The sequence below is a fragment of the Janthinobacterium sp. SUN211 genome (genome assembly GCF_030587315.1).
Classification (GTDB): Bacteria; Pseudomonadota; Gammaproteobacteria; order Burkholderiales; family Burkholderiaceae_D; genus Janthinobacterium; species Janthinobacterium kumbetense.
Map to the genome: position 1 here is coordinate 221,994 of NZ_JAPWIC010000010.1, position 15,838 is coordinate 237,831.

The 15,838-nt window shown below is 52.4% G+C and carries 17 protein-coding genes and 1 pseudogene; 3 read left to right on the plus strand and 15 right to left on the minus strand.

Annotation, left to right across the window (positions count from 1 at the left end):
• Positions 1-27 precede the first annotated feature (27 nt).
• Positions 28-462, plus strand: a complete 435-nt coding sequence (locus O3301_RS26515) for a hypothetical protein (protein ID WP_305057927.1) — start codon at positions 28-30, stop codon at positions 460-462.
• Between the two features lie 237 nt (positions 463-699).
• Here the strand turns inward: O3301_RS26515 and O3301_RS26520 are convergent, their stop codons facing one another.
• From O3301_RS26520 to O3301_RS26530, 3 genes are all read right to left on the minus strand, one after another.
• Positions 700-1,092, minus strand: coding sequence for a GFA family protein (locus O3301_RS26520; protein WP_099664941.1), 393 nt, complete (start codon positions 1,090-1,092; stop codon positions 700-702).
• Between the two features lie 154 nt (positions 1,093-1,246).
• A complete protein-coding gene (locus O3301_RS26525) occupies positions 1,247-1,486 on the minus strand; it encodes a hypothetical protein (RefSeq protein ID WP_077401383.1) in 240 nt (79 codons plus the stop codon).
• Positions 1,487-1,952: 466 nt separating this feature from the next.
• Entirely contained in the window at positions 1,953-3,269 is a 1,317-nt protein-coding gene (locus O3301_RS26530) for a serine hydrolase (RefSeq protein WP_305057928.1), read from the minus strand.
• A 101-nt stretch (positions 3,270-3,370) separates the two neighbouring features.
• On the opposite strand from O3301_RS26530, the gene O3301_RS26535 reads away from it, so the two are divergent.
• Positions 3,371-3,613, plus strand: a complete 243-nt coding sequence (locus O3301_RS26535) for a hypothetical protein (protein WP_305057929.1) — start codon at positions 3,371-3,373, stop codon at positions 3,611-3,613.
• Between the two features lie 12 nt (positions 3,614-3,625).
• Complete coding sequence (locus O3301_RS26540) at positions 3,626-4,486, plus strand: DUF3667 domain-containing protein (RefSeq protein ID WP_305057955.1); 861 nt, start codon at positions 3,626-3,628, stop codon at positions 4,484-4,486.
• Positions 4,487-5,745: 1,259 nt separating this feature from the next.
• On the opposite strand, the gene O3301_RS26545 is transcribed toward O3301_RS26540, so the two are convergent.
• The 12 genes and pseudogenes from O3301_RS26545 to O3301_RS26600 all read right to left on the minus strand — a co-directional run bounded on the left by O3301_RS26545 (position 5,746) and on the right by O3301_RS26600 (position 15,826).
• Positions 5,746-6,411: a DUF2971 domain-containing protein gene (locus O3301_RS26545; RefSeq protein WP_305057930.1), complete on the minus strand. Its 666-nt coding sequence runs from the start codon at positions 6,409-6,411 to the stop codon at positions 5,746-5,748.
• Between the two features lie 205 nt (positions 6,412-6,616).
• The gene (locus tag O3301_RS26550) at positions 6,617-7,396 is read right to left on the minus strand and encodes a hypothetical protein (protein ID WP_305057931.1); all 780 of its coding nucleotides are present in this window, start codon (positions 7,394-7,396) and stop codon (positions 6,617-6,619) included.
• Positions 7,397-8,054: 658 nt separating this feature from the next.
• Positions 8,055-8,792: an immunity 52 family protein gene (locus O3301_RS26555; protein WP_305057932.1), complete on the minus strand. Its 738-nt coding sequence runs from the start codon at positions 8,790-8,792 to the stop codon at positions 8,055-8,057.
• A 4-nt stretch (positions 8,793-8,796) separates the two neighbouring features.
• On the minus strand, positions 8,797-9,396 hold the full coding sequence (locus O3301_RS26560; RefSeq protein WP_305057933.1) for a Tox-REase-5 domain-containing protein: 600 nt from the start codon (positions 9,394-9,396) through the stop codon (positions 8,797-8,799).
• Positions 9,396-9,743, minus strand: coding sequence for a hypothetical protein (locus O3301_RS26565; RefSeq protein ID WP_305053530.1), 348 nt, complete (start codon positions 9,741-9,743; stop codon positions 9,396-9,398). The genes O3301_RS26560 and O3301_RS26565 overlap by 1 nt, the downstream gene beginning before the upstream one ends.
• Positions 9,727-10,236: a DUF4123 domain-containing protein gene (locus tag O3301_RS26570; protein WP_099664948.1), complete on the minus strand. Its 510-nt coding sequence runs from the start codon at positions 10,234-10,236 to the stop codon at positions 9,727-9,729. The genes O3301_RS26565 and O3301_RS26570 overlap by 17 nt, the downstream gene beginning before the upstream one ends.
• On the minus strand, positions 10,233-10,649 hold the full coding sequence (locus O3301_RS26575) for a PAAR domain-containing protein (protein ID WP_099668180.1): 417 nt from the start codon (positions 10,647-10,649) through the stop codon (positions 10,233-10,235). The genes O3301_RS26570 and O3301_RS26575 overlap by 4 nt, the downstream gene beginning before the upstream one ends.
• A 473-nt stretch (positions 10,650-11,122) precedes the next feature.
• Positions 11,123-11,338 (minus strand): hypothetical protein, encoded by a 216-nt coding sequence (locus O3301_RS26580; RefSeq protein ID WP_305057934.1) that lies wholly within the window; start codon positions 11,336-11,338, stop codon positions 11,123-11,125.
• Positions 11,335-11,556 (minus strand): annotated as a pseudogene (locus O3301_RS26585) (capsid portal protein); the annotation flags it as partial. The pseudogene O3301_RS26585 and the gene O3301_RS26580, both read right to left, overlap by 4 nt.
• A gap of 893 nt (positions 11,557-12,449) precedes the next feature.
• Entirely contained in the window at positions 12,450-14,054 is a 1,605-nt protein-coding gene (locus O3301_RS26590) for a sensor domain-containing diguanylate cyclase (RefSeq protein ID WP_305057935.1), read from the minus strand.
• 516 nt (positions 14,055-14,570) lie between these two features.
• Positions 14,571-14,786: a hypothetical protein gene (locus tag O3301_RS26595; RefSeq protein WP_305057936.1), complete on the minus strand. Its 216-nt coding sequence runs from the start codon at positions 14,784-14,786 to the stop codon at positions 14,571-14,573.
• A complete protein-coding gene (locus O3301_RS26600; RefSeq protein WP_305057956.1) occupies positions 14,783-15,826 on the minus strand; it encodes a phage portal protein in 1,044 nt (347 codons plus the stop codon). The genes O3301_RS26595 and O3301_RS26600 overlap by 4 nt, the downstream gene beginning before the upstream one ends.
• Positions 15,827-15,838: the final 12 nt, after the last annotated feature.

The following is a 15,838-nucleotide window of genomic DNA, read 5'->3' on the forward strand; positions in this document are numbered from 1 at the left end:
TCACGCTGAAAATTCGCCAATGCGCACATGCCTGGCGATACCCCTTCCTATCCAATATCGGATAGACTTGGCAAGGATGTAAATATATTGCTACCCTCACAATTGAAAGAACGCATGTACGCCCCCCTTGTCGTTTCTTTTTTTCTTGTTGCCGGTATTTCACCGGCACTCGCGACCACAATAGACGAGGATCGGACACGAGGCGACATACATGGCTTGTTTGAGATAAGGGATGCTGCCGTCAAGTTTATTGCAGCAGAAAATCTCAAAAATGGAACAAGATGGCAAGTCATGCAGCCGAACCGGAAGATTCTGGTTACCAAATGCGCAGCGCCTTTGCGTGCCGCATGGGTTCCGCAAAGCCACGGCCTGTCTGGATTCAATGTTGCCGTGAGTTGCGCCAAGACCGTCAATCCCGCGATACAGCATAAATGGGAAGTGTTCGTGCCAGTTAGCCGTTAAAGGGGGCATCGCGCATAAATGATCGCTTGGGAAGCCAAGGTCGAATGGGCGCGAGGGCCAGTTCCGCCATTGGCGCATGGACAACGGCGTTGGACGTCGTGGATGCCGGCTCAATTGAAAAGCAAGCCACGAAATAGATATCAAGGCAATTGGGCCATGGACGAATAAAAGCAATCCTCCCGCACCTGACCTGACAACATGCGATAAAAAAGCCAGTCAAATGACTGGCTTTTCTTATTATGTCGGACTTTCCTGAAACTGTTTTGCACTATCACAAATCTCATACCATGCAGGCTTGGAGCCAACATGCACATGGAATTGTATTCTTGCCTCAGGGTCATCATCCAGGCAATTGACTGAGATTGGAAATGAATCATTCTCTGAGCCAATTTCCCCTAAAGAAGTTCCGCATTTTTTGCAAAAAGTTCTTGCATATGTAAACGGAGGCTCCGGCTCATAGCGTTGAATGAATTCCCGTCCCGCCAGCAAGGTAAATGAATTTTTATCAACGAAGGCCAAGGCGCTCGCTCCAGCCTTCCGACAACGGGAACAGTGACACATGCCCATCATTGCCGGAGGGGATGCCAATTCAAACTTTACCGAGCCACAGCAGCAACTGCCTTTGATCATGAGGAGTCCTTTTTGAAAGTTGACACTGTATTTTTACACAGTATTTCCAAAAAGACAAGGCGCACATGATTCAGAAAGCTCCGTGCGCGCGGGGCTGCCGCGCAGCGGGGAATTGCTGCCGCATCACCGGATATCGGCAGACTATTCTTGGCCATCAGGGCCAGATCATCTCCAGACCGACCATCTTGACGACGAAGAAGGTGACGAGCCCCAAGCCCAGGAGCGTGAGCACGAAGAGTGCGGCCACCTTGCCGCCCGCGCGCAGCACCGCGCGCGCCTCTTGCTCTTTCCCCTTCTTCCCTTGATCGTAATGCCACTTGATGGCGAAGAACATGCCCGTGCAAAGCACGAGAGCCTTGAACGTAACGAAGACTATAGGGGTCCAATCCATCATTTTGAGTATTTCCAGGTTTTATTACTTGATACTGTCTATCGTGAGGAGCACTTCCCCAAAACGCTGCTTCCGCAACTACGGTTCAAACCATCCCCCAGGGCATCCTGCGTGACTCTTTCATTATAGCCAGCTATGAAATATCAAGAGCACCGAGCGCCGTGATTTGCCGAATGCGGATGAGCGAGGTGAAAACGTCAGCGACGGCCATGCAAGGATGGTGTTGCTGCAGGTTCTGACACATACTACTTTAAAACAATATCCATACATTGAGACAAAATGTCCCAGTTGCAAACCATACAAGATTGAAACCTGACTATCTGCTTGCCGCGCCTGGCCGGGAATAATGGGCCACGTTTTTTGCAGCTTGCGGAGGCGTTGCAGGCGGCGGTGGCAAAAGGATCGCTGACACCGGGTGACCGCCTGCCTCTGCAGCGCCGGTTGGCGGCACGTGTGCGTCCCCCTCGAATTACTCGGGAAAACCATTGCCAACTGCGATAGTCGCCGCCTTCACCGCAATCATTTCGGCCCCCGGGAGGCCCCTGTCAGCATTGGTCAGCACCGCCACATACAGCTGTTTCTCGGGCAGACGCAATGCGTAGGTGGAAAAGCCGGGAATGCCGCCGCCATGTGACTGCATTGGCATGCCGCGCATCTTGCGCACGCTCCATCCGTAGCCATAGGGAACACTTTTGCCATCGGCCAGGACATGGGCGGTAAACGCTTTCTGCTGGCTGGAAGGCTTAAGCAGTGTGCCGGCGCTGACGGCGGCATCCCAGCGCGCCAGGTCGTCCACTGTGGACACGAGCGCTCCGGCCGCGTACGGCAGCGTCATGCTGACCGCCTTGCCTGGTTCGAAGGCGGAGCCGGCACTGCTGCGCGTATAGCCCTTGGCGCGCATCGCACTGCCACGCTCATGGCCTTCGTACGCGCTGTCGAGCATACCGAGCGGCACGAAGATGCGCTGCTCGACGAATTTGGCATACGACAGGCCTGATACCTTCTCAATAATTGCACCCAGCAAGAAGTAACCTGAATTACTGTACGCATAGCGCGTGCCTGGCTCGAACTGGAGCGCATCGTTCTTGAAGCTGTCTATCATCTGACTCACCGTCTGATCCGTATTCATTCCCGCCTCAAAGGTCGGCTTGTTGGTAAAGTTTGCGATGCCCGAGGTATGCGTCAGCAGATGCTCGATCGTAATGCGCTTGCCTCCGCTGGGGTAGTCTGGAAGGAACTTCTGGATGTCGTCGCCCAAAGCCAGCTTGCCTTCATCCGCCAGCATCAGGATGCCGGTGGCGGTGAACTGTTTGCTGATTGAAGCGATGCGCATCACGGTGTCCGGGGTCATGGGCAGGCCCTTGGCCACGTCGGCCATGCCATACGCCTTGCGAAACACGGTAAGGCCAGCCTGCGTGACAATGACAGTGGCGCCAGGCTCGTTTGCCTTGAACAGGGGCGCGATCTCGCTGTCGATACGTGCGGCCAGCGCCACTTCTTCGCTGGCCCCAGTGACGCTTGCAGGAGCAACCGTGCTGGTGGCGGCGGAGTCAGCATGGCTGGCGGGAGCTTGCAGCACCAAAAGCAGTGTCAGCAGCAGCGGTGAGGCGAGGCGACGCGAGTAAAGTTTCGACATATGGATATCCCGTTGAAAGTGGCTCGGCAGCGCGACCGTTCGCGCCAGCTCAGTAAGGAAGATAAAGAGGATGACGGCAAAGAACCAGCGGCTTGCGACAAACTGCGTTTTCGGCGGACAAGCGGAAGAAAAACGTCGTTTTTTTAGCACGCACCGGGCTGGTCGAACGGATTGCCGTTTTTGCCAGTATTTACTTGAACATACAGGCGCCTTGTTGCACAATCAGCCATTTTCCTGGTGGGAGATGCACGATGAGTGACCAGAAAGCGGCCGGCGCCCTGACGATGGCAGATGTGACGGCCAGCGAGATCGCGGGCGATCAAACGCCGCAGCCGGCCAGTGCCGCGCCCTTGGCGAACTGCGCCAACTGCCAGGCGCCGCTGGGCGGCGCGTTTTGCCAGGCCTGCGGCCAGCCGGCGCACATCCACCATTCGCTGCTGCACCTGGCCAAAGAAGTCGTGCACGGCATCCTGCACTTCGACGCCAAGGCTTGAAAGACGCTCCCGCTGCTGGTGGCCTTTCCGGGCCGCCTGACGCGCCGCTACATCGACGGCCAGCGCAAGAACTATGTTTCCCCGCTGGCGCTGTTCCTGTTCATGGTCTTCCTGACCTTCTTCGTCACCTCGTTCGGCAGCGGCCAGCTTCTCAGCCGCGACGCCAATATCGCCTCGCTGACCAACCACGCCGCGTCTGCCAAGCTCCGCGTCGAGCGCAATGAGCAGGCGCTGGAGGAAGCCCGCAAGGCCAATACCGGGGTCGCTGGTGTCGAGAAGGCGCTGGCCGTTTCGCGCAAGCTGCAACACGAAGCCGAGCAACGCCTGCTGTACGTCGCATCGCCCGAAAAAGTGAACAGTGAGGAGGCAATTGAGCTGAGAGAGCCCGGTTGGTTCGACAAGACTATCTCCAGGATCGCGTCCAGCCCGCCCAATCCCGACGCCACCTTTCCTGAGCTGGAAAAAAGCTTTCATCACGCCGCAGAGAATCCCGAATTGGCGTTTTACAAGCTCAAGAACACGATCTACAAGTTCTCGTTCCTGCTGATCCCGATCTCGCTGCCCTTCATGTGGCTGATGTTTTTCTGGAAGCCTGGCGTGACCATGTACGAGCATGCGGTGTTCGTGCTGTACTCGCTGTGCTTCATGTCCTTGCTGTTGACCGTGCTGATACCGCTATCGATACTCAACCAGGGCTGGCTGATCGGATTGCTGGTGTGCGTGGCGCCGCCCCTGCACATGTTTCTGCAGCTACGCGGCACCTACAACCTGGGCAAATGGGGCGCGCTGTGGCGCACTTGCATGCTGCTGGTAGTGGCCAACATCGTGTTTTGCGTGTTCCTCGTGCTGGTGTTGATGAAGAGCGTGCATTAGGGTCACAAAAATAGGGGGATTCGGGGCGCGAAGGCGCCCTGCTCGCTTCCACCGGGAAATAAAGAAACCGCCTTCGGGCGGTTTTTTATTGCCAGGCGGAGCGGTGTAATGCGAATACTTTTATTCCATGCGGATTACAGAGGCAATAAATCAATCGCACCTACAAATCTACCTACATGCTATGCTCGATAGAAAAACAATCTGGATCAGCACACTTTCACCCTAGAGATGTAGGAAAGAGATGGCACGTGTTTAAGGTCCGTCAAGACTAAAATCTCCTCGAAACTTGCGCAGTCAGTCCGCTATGGACTTCTTTGATAGTGAATTCGCCATCATTTAGTTCGATAAGCACAACATGTACGAACCAATTCGCGCTTAATCCAAAGAATTTGTAGTAATCCTGTCACACATCCGCCTCAACCATTTTGAGCTGATCTCGTAGTTGGCGGTGCTGGAAAAACACATCAATCGAAACACCATTTATCATCATTCCAATTCGTGGCGAAAGTACGCGACCGTTGACTTCAACAAGGTGGTTTGTATTGCACTTTCGCAGCGCTTTTATTTCTTCAATATTCAGTTTTGGAACCGCGATGTTGAGAGGTGCATGAAGATGTGGTCAGTTCGCATCCATGATTTCTAGCAAGCTTAAATCAGACCAATTAGATAAGCGATGTGGCCGTATGTCGATTAAATATGCTACCTCATCTTCGAAGCGGAAAAATAGCAAATAATCCGCTCTTTGCACTTTTCCGTCGGCCCCAACGGTTTTTATGCTATTTAGGTGCAGATGATGTATGCCCCAGTAGTTCAGCAAGTTGTCAGCGGTCCGATTCGGCACCGATGCCAGTTTGAATAAGTAAGGGGCAACTACATCACCGGACTCTAAGCGTCGCGTAATTTCTTGAGTAACTGACGCAAGCAGCGGATACTGTGGATTAGTCTTTAATTACCGTGATGCCTCAATCTTATATTTGAGTGGAATAACTGCGCGCTCAGTATATGTGCATAGCATCTAAAATATAACATCATCAGTAACATCGGCTGTTGGTTTACATCCTCGTTCGCTCAGCCGTTCGCTGATCATCAGGTTAAGATCACTTTCTAAGCCCATCAAAAATTAGCATAAATTTCTTTTTAAGGAAAAATTATTCGTGAAGTAAAAACGCATTTTATCAAATTTATTCAATAACGATGTGAAAAATTTTCACATATTAAATTTACAATTCTGAAAAAAATACTTATAAAACACTGTGAAGTTAATTATTCTTCAAAGCATGAATTGTTATAGCCGTAACTTTTTTTTGCCTAACCATAGTGAAGGTATCGAAGGCGGCACGCGCTTTAGTGACCGTTATCATATTTTTTGTCTTGCCGATTATTTTTCTAAATGAACCAACTGGCGCCTTGCATCGTGCTCCTACAATCACCTCACGCAATGAAATCATTGGGCCAAATGGCAAATAATAACACCCATTAACAGGATCTTTTTCCGTCAAATTACTGAATAAACGCCACTCTTCTTCATATGACCATTGAGAATATTTTGTGCTAATGGCTTTCTCAAGAATTTTTTCATCAATACCACGCAACTCTTTTGCCATATCCAAAATAATTTTTTCGCGGTCATTTGAGTAGTGAATCTCTCGCGCCATACCGTCCGGAACATCAAACCCAAGACAAACCCCAGTATGATTTTCTGCATAATGTGCCCACATAAGAGGACTCCGCCAGTGTTTCCCCATACAAATTATTCCGATCTTTTCCACCCAATGATCGCGGAGAAACTTCATAACATATCTTACATCAGGATCAGTCATATTGAAGCTAAAAAGTTCAAAAGGATCATTCAAAGTATCAAACCTCGCCAATCTCATTCGGCGTTCCGGCAAAATAAATTTTGTAGCAACTTCATAACTCGTCATGTAATAAAGTCTCATAAATAAACCTACTCCATTTTTTAATATATCCGGCATGAAATATAAAAATTACATGTAACGAGGCGAGTTTCATGTCTGCCATTTCGACACAGACTGATGCGTTGGATGTCGTAGAATCTGGCTCAGCCGAAAATCCATATACGACACAAGCGTATAAAAAAAGAAATTGAAAATATATTTAAAACTCATCTTATATTTTACGCCCCAAAACTTCATCCTCAATCCCCTTAAATTCAGCACGTATAGAATTTGCCATATTTTTATAATAAATAGCCACCTTTTTAAGCTCTGACTTAGTAACAACTTTAATACAACAGCCAACGCTATCCGGGAAATAAGATGAAAATAAGAAGTCGCTTTGCTCCACCTGTGTCATTATCAACTCCCCATCCTCCCTCATTTGACATTCAAAAAGTGGCGCATCAACAACTATTATTGGAAAGGCAAATCTTAGACTTGGCCACTCTCTTTCTTTACGATCTTTTGTTATTACATGACAAGCCTTAAGTGATGCAATAGCAGCTGAATAAGCCGTATCAATTGCCTTATCTGCGAATGCTTGCCTAAAAGCGTATCCGGCTTTATTACTAGGACGCTGCATAACATCCTTCAGCCCACGAGAGTAACTATTATTTTTTAAAATTGCTTCGCGCGCCTCGGATGAGGTAATTCCAAATGCGAAAAGCCTATTATAATTCTGCAACGCGGCATCCGACGTAAAAACCACCCATGGGTTTTTAGATGCCTTACATTCCACAACACAGGAAATCTCAATAATACCGATCCAATCAGGGTCTTCTGCAAGGATATCAATTTCTCTTGCCTTGCCCTCCTGAGGGTCAAGTTGCACGCTCGACTGCCTAACTTCAAATCCAGCCTCTCGAAATGCCTGCGCAGCCTCCATTTCCAAAGGAAAACCCGTCTTTAGTAACCATTCCGAAATACTATCTTCTACCGTCTTTTTCACCATATAACACCCTATTTAATTGAAAAAATAGATATTTCTCAAAAACTAAAACGTTACAATAAATTCTGCACCTGATTATTAATTGTACCGTCCTCTTGATAGTTATGGCTGAAACCTGATGAAATCATGTACATTGCGCGTGCAGCCATGCTTGATGCCGACCTGTTCAAATGGCATGCGGTAATCACGCGGGCTGAGGGTCAGGTCTGCCATTCAGACACGGACTGATGCGTGGGGCGCTGTAGAAGCTGGCTCAGTTGAAGACCTAGTTAGAACCCCGAACGCGCACCCTTGGCGCGCGGAGCTGCCGCGCAGCGGCAGCAGGTGGAGGATTCGGGGCGGGCTGGGCCGGTAGACCCAGCCCTTCGAATCTCACATGCAGGGCGCGAAGGCGCCCTGCTCGCTTCCGACAGGCAATAAAAAACCGCCCGAAGGCGGTTTCTTTATTTCCTGGCGGAAGCGGTGAGATTCGAACTCACGAACAGTTTAACCCGTCGCCAGTTTTCAAGTCTTCAAAATACTTCATACAGTTCAAATGCTTACGCGTAATTTTGTTCCGCACGCAATGTTTTTCCACCACCTTGCAACGCACTGTTTTCACCGTCCCACACGGACGATGCGGAAACGTTTTTTGTGCAAGTGTGGTCTGTACAGCCAGCGCTTAGTGGTCCGCGAAAGGAAGTAGTAAGTCTTGATCGACCAAACGGATTTCGATGGCGTTGGCTATCTTAACGTGCTCAGGGTTCTCGTCCGAGAACGGCACGTCGGTGACACTGACAATGATGGTGCCGATTTGTTTATCGTTATCCTTCTCGTCCGTGATCATCACAGGCACAAGCGCGCGGGCCTCTGGCACTTGCTGGACCGCCAGCACGCGCGGAAGGTAGAGCATCCAGCCTACGCCAGGCCGATCCTGGAATACCTGCTTCTCAAAATACTGATAGCGTGCGACATTGATGATGCTAGGTTGAAGACTACCGGCAATCATTGAGAGAAGCTCTATCACGCCATCAAGCCCCCCAAGACGTTGAATACCTTCGCCTTGATAATTAATCTCAAGGCTCCAGGCAGGCCAGTCCTCATCGTGAAACTGAAAAGTAATAGTCGCTCCATCGCCTTGCTTAAGTTCTCCATTCCATGCAGCAAAATAACGAATATTGTCGCCTTTAAACTCTGTTTCGAGTACCGCCTCGGCTGCAGGGGTGAGTTCTCCCAGGGCGTCGAAAGCTGGGTATCGAAGCGACTCCTCTTCGGTATCCCCCATCAGGAACCACTGTTTTCCCAGGGGATCAGTTTTTTGCAGAAATCGGACGATAGGCCCAATCTGTTCGACATTGGACCGGAAGGCTAACGATGTGCCGGGTGTCAGTTTTTTGAATGCGGCTTTTATTATGGTCATAATATTATGGAATGTGAAGGACGGATATTCCCAAACTGAGTAACTTTGGCTTCATATATCTGCAAGCCATCGCGGTTTGGAAGTAATACGTTAATGCGGCCGGTTTGTTTCTGTCTACGATTATTGATTGGGCCAGGGCCTGTTTCCCCATGTCAACGAAAATTTTTTCTTGAAAGGGGTATAAAAACTCACCTTCTCTATTAAAAAACTGATCGTATTCTGCTTTTGCCTCTTGTAACAAGCACATGCCAGATTTAAAGCCGTCGAAGTCTTTTCCTTCAAATAACCATTCCATGCCTGTAGGAAATCCCGTTATTCTGGCCTGATACTCCATCGAGTTTTGCGACATGTGGTGATTGACAGGCATAAGAGCACCACGGTCCGGCGGGCACTCTTTGCACTTTTCTTTTTCTTTCGTTGTGGCCTCCGTGCGCGCAATCGCGCCTGATTTAGCCTTATCGGCCTCTTCCTGGCGTTTGCGTGCCTGCTCAAGCGCCGCTTCGCCCGCAGCGCCGGCGGCGAGGCCGACACCGAGTGCAGCCAGTACACGCACTGCAACGGCCTCAACGACAGGAATGACGACAGGAATGAAAATTGCTGGCATCAGTTCATTCCCTGTAATTTGTTGCGCATAATTGCATCGATTTCATCTAGGCGCTGCTCCGGAGTCGCGCCGCGTTTACATAGATAGTCATTGACCAACGGGTCATCATGAATGCGTACGGCATCAGCAGACAGGTACATCAATCGCATAATGTGCGGTGTACTGGTGAAACCCACACGGGCAGCATAGTCATGCGCATTCTGCATACGTGCCAGAACGGCCTCCCGGCCGGGCTGTACAAGCATGTCAGGCCGGTTAGCAAGGAACTCATCGCATACCATTGAGACGAACTGGCGGGCTTCGCCTTGCTGCAGGGCCTGCCACTGTTCCTCAGTGAGCGTCAGCATGTTGCCTCCCGACCCAAACACGCTGCCCGTTGTGCAGCAGGTGCCACTCGTAAATATGGCTGAAAAATTCCTCCCGCTGCCCGGCATCGAGCGTCTGAGCAAGGTTGGCCAAGACGCGTGGGTCCCAAAAACGCAGCAAGGCGCTACGGCCATCCGGCAGGCGCACCTCCAGCCTCAGTTGCAACAGTTGCGCGAGTCCATCCAAGTCTTGTGGCGAAATCAGCCAAGACAGAGAAGGAGTATCGCGCTCAAGCGCAGTCAGCTCTTCGACAAAAGACTCCGCCACGCTGGCCACATCGACCAGCCAAGGCCCGGCATGCCTGAGCGCAGCGTCCGGGGTGCCTCTGAATAGGGGAAAAAGTCCGGTGCCGGCCAGTAGCCGCTTGTTGCGTTGGGTTTGGTACTGAGCACCATCCACCAAGGCGTATAAGTGTAGCTCGGGCATCGCGTCGCGTCGCTGTTCCCACCGAATTCTGACGTCAAGCATCGTCATTCGCGGATCACCACGGGACTGCCAACGTGGGCAGCCTTGAGCAGGCAATCAAGACAGATGCCCGACGATGTGACGGCCGCGATCTGAGGCGTGGCCTCCAGAGCTGCGATCTTGTCTTCGGCTGCCGGGTCGCCCATTGACGATTCGTCCGACCAGCTCGTGGTTATTTGGCCGGAAATCAGTTTCGCACCGCAAGCGGTCATATCCATGTGACGCGCATAGCCGTTGCCGCTGCCATCCACCAGGTCGCTCGGACCGGACTTGATGGCGAAAGCCCCCTTACACTTGGGACACACTGTCATGTCACCCACGCGCGCGACATACTTGCCGTTGATATCGACGGTGAGATCGGCGCTGATGACTGTGCCGCCGTGACTGGTCTTGTCGCCCAAGACGATGAGGGGTCTGTTCAAATGATGCTCCTGTATGGGATGCCGCCACGCGATAAGTTGCATTTATAGCATACTTTTTAAATATGCCTGATAAGCACGATTCAAAACTCATAGAACTGGCTCGCGAATCGGAGCTCAATGATTCAGCGCGTTAAAGCCGATATCTACTCGAACGCCGCACCGCACGAAAAACTGCTCAAAGTGCGTCAAAATGCGTCAAATCGCACTCCCCCTCTTCGCCCCGACACGCCAGTCCTCATGCGCCTTCGGCCATGGCGCACATTTGAGTCAAAAGAGCCCTAACTAGCGGGCAGGTGTGGAGGGGGGGACAACTGCGCGCGCCGGGCCGAAACGGGGGGGGTCTTGCTTCTGACGCAACATCTTTCGTCGGAACGTGAAAAAGCCGCCTCATGGGCGGCCTGTGGAGTGGCTAGGACTCTCCGGCGCGGCTGGGCTGTCGCGGCCCTGCCCCGCCAGCTATCGCGGCGTAGCGCTCATCCTGGGCGGCCGGCGCGTGCCTTGGCCGCCTGCTCCTTGTCGTAGTCGTCGCGGCAGTCCGCATCGCAGAATAGCAGCGCGGGCGCCAGCGGCTCGTCGCAGTAATGGCAGCAGCCATGTACCACCAGCGCGGGCCGGCGACGCAAGGCAGCCAAGCCCCGCGCCACCTCCACAAAGATGATCTTGTCGGTGTTGTCGATGTGGTCGCTCATGCCGCGCCCTCCCCGCTCGTGGCCAGGTCATACGGGGCGAAGCGCAACACCTCCACGCCGGCCCACTCGTTGATCGCCATGAACTGTGCCTGCAGCGGCACCAGCTCGTTGCGCGCGAAGACGCGCGCGGCCGGATCCACGGCGCCGAAGCCGCCGGCATTGTTCGGCAGGATGCCCATTAGCTGCGGCGGCACGCGGTGCGCGGCCAGTTGGTCGTCGGGGCAAGAGGGTCAGGTCTGCTATTCGGACACGGACTGATGCATTGGGTGCTGAGGAAGCTGGCTCAGTTGAAGACCTAATTAGAACCACAAACGCGCGCCCTTGGCGCGCGGGGCTGCCGCGCAGCGGCAGCAGGTGGAGGATTCGGGGCGGGCTGGGCCGGTAGGCCTAGCCCTTCGAATCTCACACGCAGGGCGCGAAGGCGCCCTGCTCGCTTCCGACAGGCAATAAAAAACCGCCCGAAGGCGGTTTCTTTATTTCCTGGCGGAAGCGGTGTAATGCGAATAACTAGGCTTTATGCAGCTTCTACGTGCCGCACAACACCGGTACCTACCAAACTACCTACACGAAAACATCTGTACAAAAAAGTCTTAACATACTCCTATACATGGATACTGCTCAACAACACTCCATGTTGCCATTTGAAATGGAATCTTGTTGATTTAAGTCAAATCCTTGTCAAAGCTGAACCAAGATCAACATCTCCGTGAGAGACTGACTTTAAGAGATGGAGTCAGCGCTATGCACTTCAACAATAAGTATCACCCCAATGACTATGCCTTCCTCATCACGACCGTCCTCCTGGTGGATGGGCGTTATCGAGGTCGAATTTGGGTTTCTCAGCGAGGTGACGACGGCGTCGTCCGTGCCCCAACAGGGTGTATCGAAACGCCAGGCGCGCTAAAATCAATTCAGGCTATAAGAGTCGAGGCTTCAGCCTATGCTAAGGAGCTGATACAGAGCGGCGTACTTACAAGCATCCTGGGTGCACTGGTAGAGGACACAGCCAAAAACCATTACTTCTGAGCAACCCAACACCGGTGTAAAAATTGATGTCGTCCATCATGATCGATGTGGACTCCCGCACTTCTATCAAAGTCAAAAAGTAAAGCTATCGACTAAAGGCCGAAAGACTCTCACTTGTCGCGCTCCTCCGGCAAGAAAACGCATAACAAACCTGATTTCTCCCTGCTTCTTTTGCTTTGTATAATGCTTTATCGGCGGCCTCGACCAGTTCAATAGGCTCATTTTCTAAATGAATCGGAGAAAATGCCTCCACACCAATACTGACCGTAACAACCCCAAGCGGATTTCCAGTATGTGAAATTTCCATCGATTGAACAGCGCCACGAATACTCTCGGCAACGGCCAATGTGCCGGCGAGATCAGTTCCGGGCAGTAACACGACCATCTCCTCACCGCCATAGCGGGCCGCAAGATCCCCTGGTCGGCGCATACTATAAGCCAGCACCTTGCCAATTTTTCTTAAACACTCATCGCCGGCCACATGACCATAAATATCGTTGTATCTTTTAAAGAAATCAACATCGATCATAATTAATCCAAGCGAGCTTTCCCCACGCTGAGCACGATTAAATTCCCCCATTAACGAATCGTCAAAATGACGCCGATTTGCTAGTCCCGTCAACCCATCCTGATTAGCAAGCCGAGACAAAGTTTCATTAATCAGTTCCAACTCAATTCCAGCCAACATTAACTTTTGCTCAGTCTTTGATCGCAGATTTATTTGCTTCGCCATACGATAACCAAGGTAGGAAATGAGCAATACCAAAATCCCGCCAACCAAAAACTGAAGATAAACATCACTGCGCCAACTCGCCAACACTTCATCTTGCGACAATGCAGCGGAGACGGCCAAAGGATATTCCTCAACCCTTCTATAGCTATTGATGCGTGTAACCCCGTCCAATCTCGATTTTATGGATGCCGTGCCTATCGGCCCTTTTGAAAGATAATCCTTAAATAATGGGAACTGCGATATATCTTGCCCAAGCATTTTTTCATCAAATGGCCTTCTCAATAAAAGTATGCCTTTCCCACTTGCGATAAAAATTGCTCCTCTCTCGCCTATCGAAAATTTATCATAAAATACTTTGAAATATTTCATATCAATTGTAGCAAGGGCAACACCGCCGAAACTTCCATCAGGAAGATTAATGCGACGCGATACAGTAATAATCCAATCGCCAGTCGACTTGCTGCGTACAGGCGGACCGATATACGGGCCACGTTCGGTATTATTTTTATGGTACTTAAAATACTCTCGATCAGCATTATTCAAATTCTTTAACAACACTTTCTGAGAATTGACCAGCCAGCTACCATCTTTGGCATAAACGAACACTCCATGCAACTGGGGTAGCTCCGCCACGCGCCTAACCAGCAGGTCATGAATACGGGTCAGTTCAAGGTCAGAGATTCCATCCTTCTCTATACGCTCTACCAACCCAATCAATGCGGTATCAGTTTCTTTGATCGTGTCATAGGCATGCTGGGCTACCGACTGCGCCAGATTAGCACTTGCCTGGGCGGCCTCGCTTAGCTGCACTTCTCTTGCACGCCATGCCATCCAGAGCTGAGTTGCAAGAAGTGACATACAAACCACGACAACAAATGTGATCGCCAGCGGCAGCAAGGAAAAACGCTTGAAGCCCGAGCCCATCATCCGCGCCGGCAAGCTATTTGAATCGGCCATGGAATAACTCCCATTTACATGTGGAAAAGATTGTGCGCCAAATAGCGCTCCAAATACTCACACATCGTAACAAAGAAGATGTAAAAAAGTTAAAAACAACACTGCCACCTCACAATCTCGAATGGATGTCGAACAGTCCACATTTTTGTAAAAATTGGGTTGCAGGACAATCTGGCCACAAACGAGAGAACATTCCGCGCACAAACTCAAATTGGCGAAAAACTGCGTCAAAATGCGTCAAATCGCATGCCCCCCTCTTCGCCCCGCCGCGCCAGTCCTCATGCGCCTTCGGCCATGGCACACATTTGAGTCAAAAGACCCCTAACTAGCGGGCAGGTGTGGAGGGGGGACAACTGCGCGCGCCGGGCCGAAATGGGCTTTTTTCTTGCATCTAGAGCAACATCAATCATCAGGACGTGAAAAAGCCGCCTCGGGGGCGGCCTGTGGGATGGCTGGGGCGCTATGGCGCGGCTGGGCTATTACTGCCCCGCCCTGCCAGCTATCGTGGCGTGGTGGTCATCCTGCGCGGCCGGCGCGCGCCTTGGCCGCCTGCTCCTTCTCGTAGTCGTCGCGGCAATCGGCATCGCAGAACAACAGCTCTGGCGCCAGCGCCTCGTCGCAGTAGTGACAGCAGCCGTCCGCCACAAGGCCAGGGCGGCGGCGCACGGCGGCCAAGCCGCGCGCCACCTCGGCGAAGATGATCTTGTCCGTGTTGTCGACGTGGTCACTCATGCCGTGCCCTCCGCCTTGGCCAGCTCATACGGGGCGAACTTCACCACTTCCACGCCGGCCCATTCGTTAATCGCCATGAACTGCGACTGCAGCGGCACCAGCTCATTGCGCGCGAAGACGCGCGCGGCCGGTTCAACGGCGCCGAAGCCGCCTGCATTGTTCGGCAGGATGCCCATGAGCTGGGGCGGCACGCGGTGCGCGGCCAGTTGGTCGTCGCGCGTGACGCTCTTGATATTGAAAAACTCATCCTTGGCGGCCACGTCCGACACCGGCAAAATCTGGATACCGTCCTTCTTGCCGTTCGGCGCGTACATGAACAGGTTGCGGAAGTTGCCCGGCCCCTTGCTGTCGCGCATGGCCTGCCGCAGGTTGTCCACGTCCTGCGTGTTCGCCGCGGCGTCCGTCATGTAGAAAACGAAACCGGCATGCGAGCCGTTCTTGTAATACTTGCGACGGAACAAGGTTGCCGCCTCGTTGAGCCAGGCCGATTGCAAGGCACTCAGGTACTGCGGCACGCCGTACAGCTCCTGGTTCACGTCCGGTTCCATCAAGTGAAAGACGCGGCCCTTGTCGAACTGGTGCGCCGTGCCGTGATTGGTGACAAAGAAATACGTGTCCCAATCGACGCCGCGCCGCATGTACTTGGCCAGCGCATGCGCATAGCTCAACGGACGCCCGCTGCGGCTGGGCCTGTCTTCCAGGTAGCAGTTGCCGAAGGTGAGGAAGTCGAGCGCCAGGCGTTTAAATGCATCGCGCGACAAATACTTGCTGGGCACCAGGGTGGACGCCAGCACGTTGGCCTTGAAGTGAATGGCGCTTGAGTGATGCACGCCGGCATTGAATGACTTGGCCAGGCCGGCCAGGTTGATGGGCGGCTCATACCAGTGGCCGTTCTTCCAGCATTCGAAGCAGTCGAGAATGTCGGCGTGCTCGAGCACGGGCGTGGGGTCGCCGAAGGAAAACGCCTCGATGCCGGCGGCGGCCGGCGCCGTGGCCGCTGGTGATGGCGCGCCTTTGGCCTGCTGGCCGCGCGCGCGCAAGTGTCGTGCTTT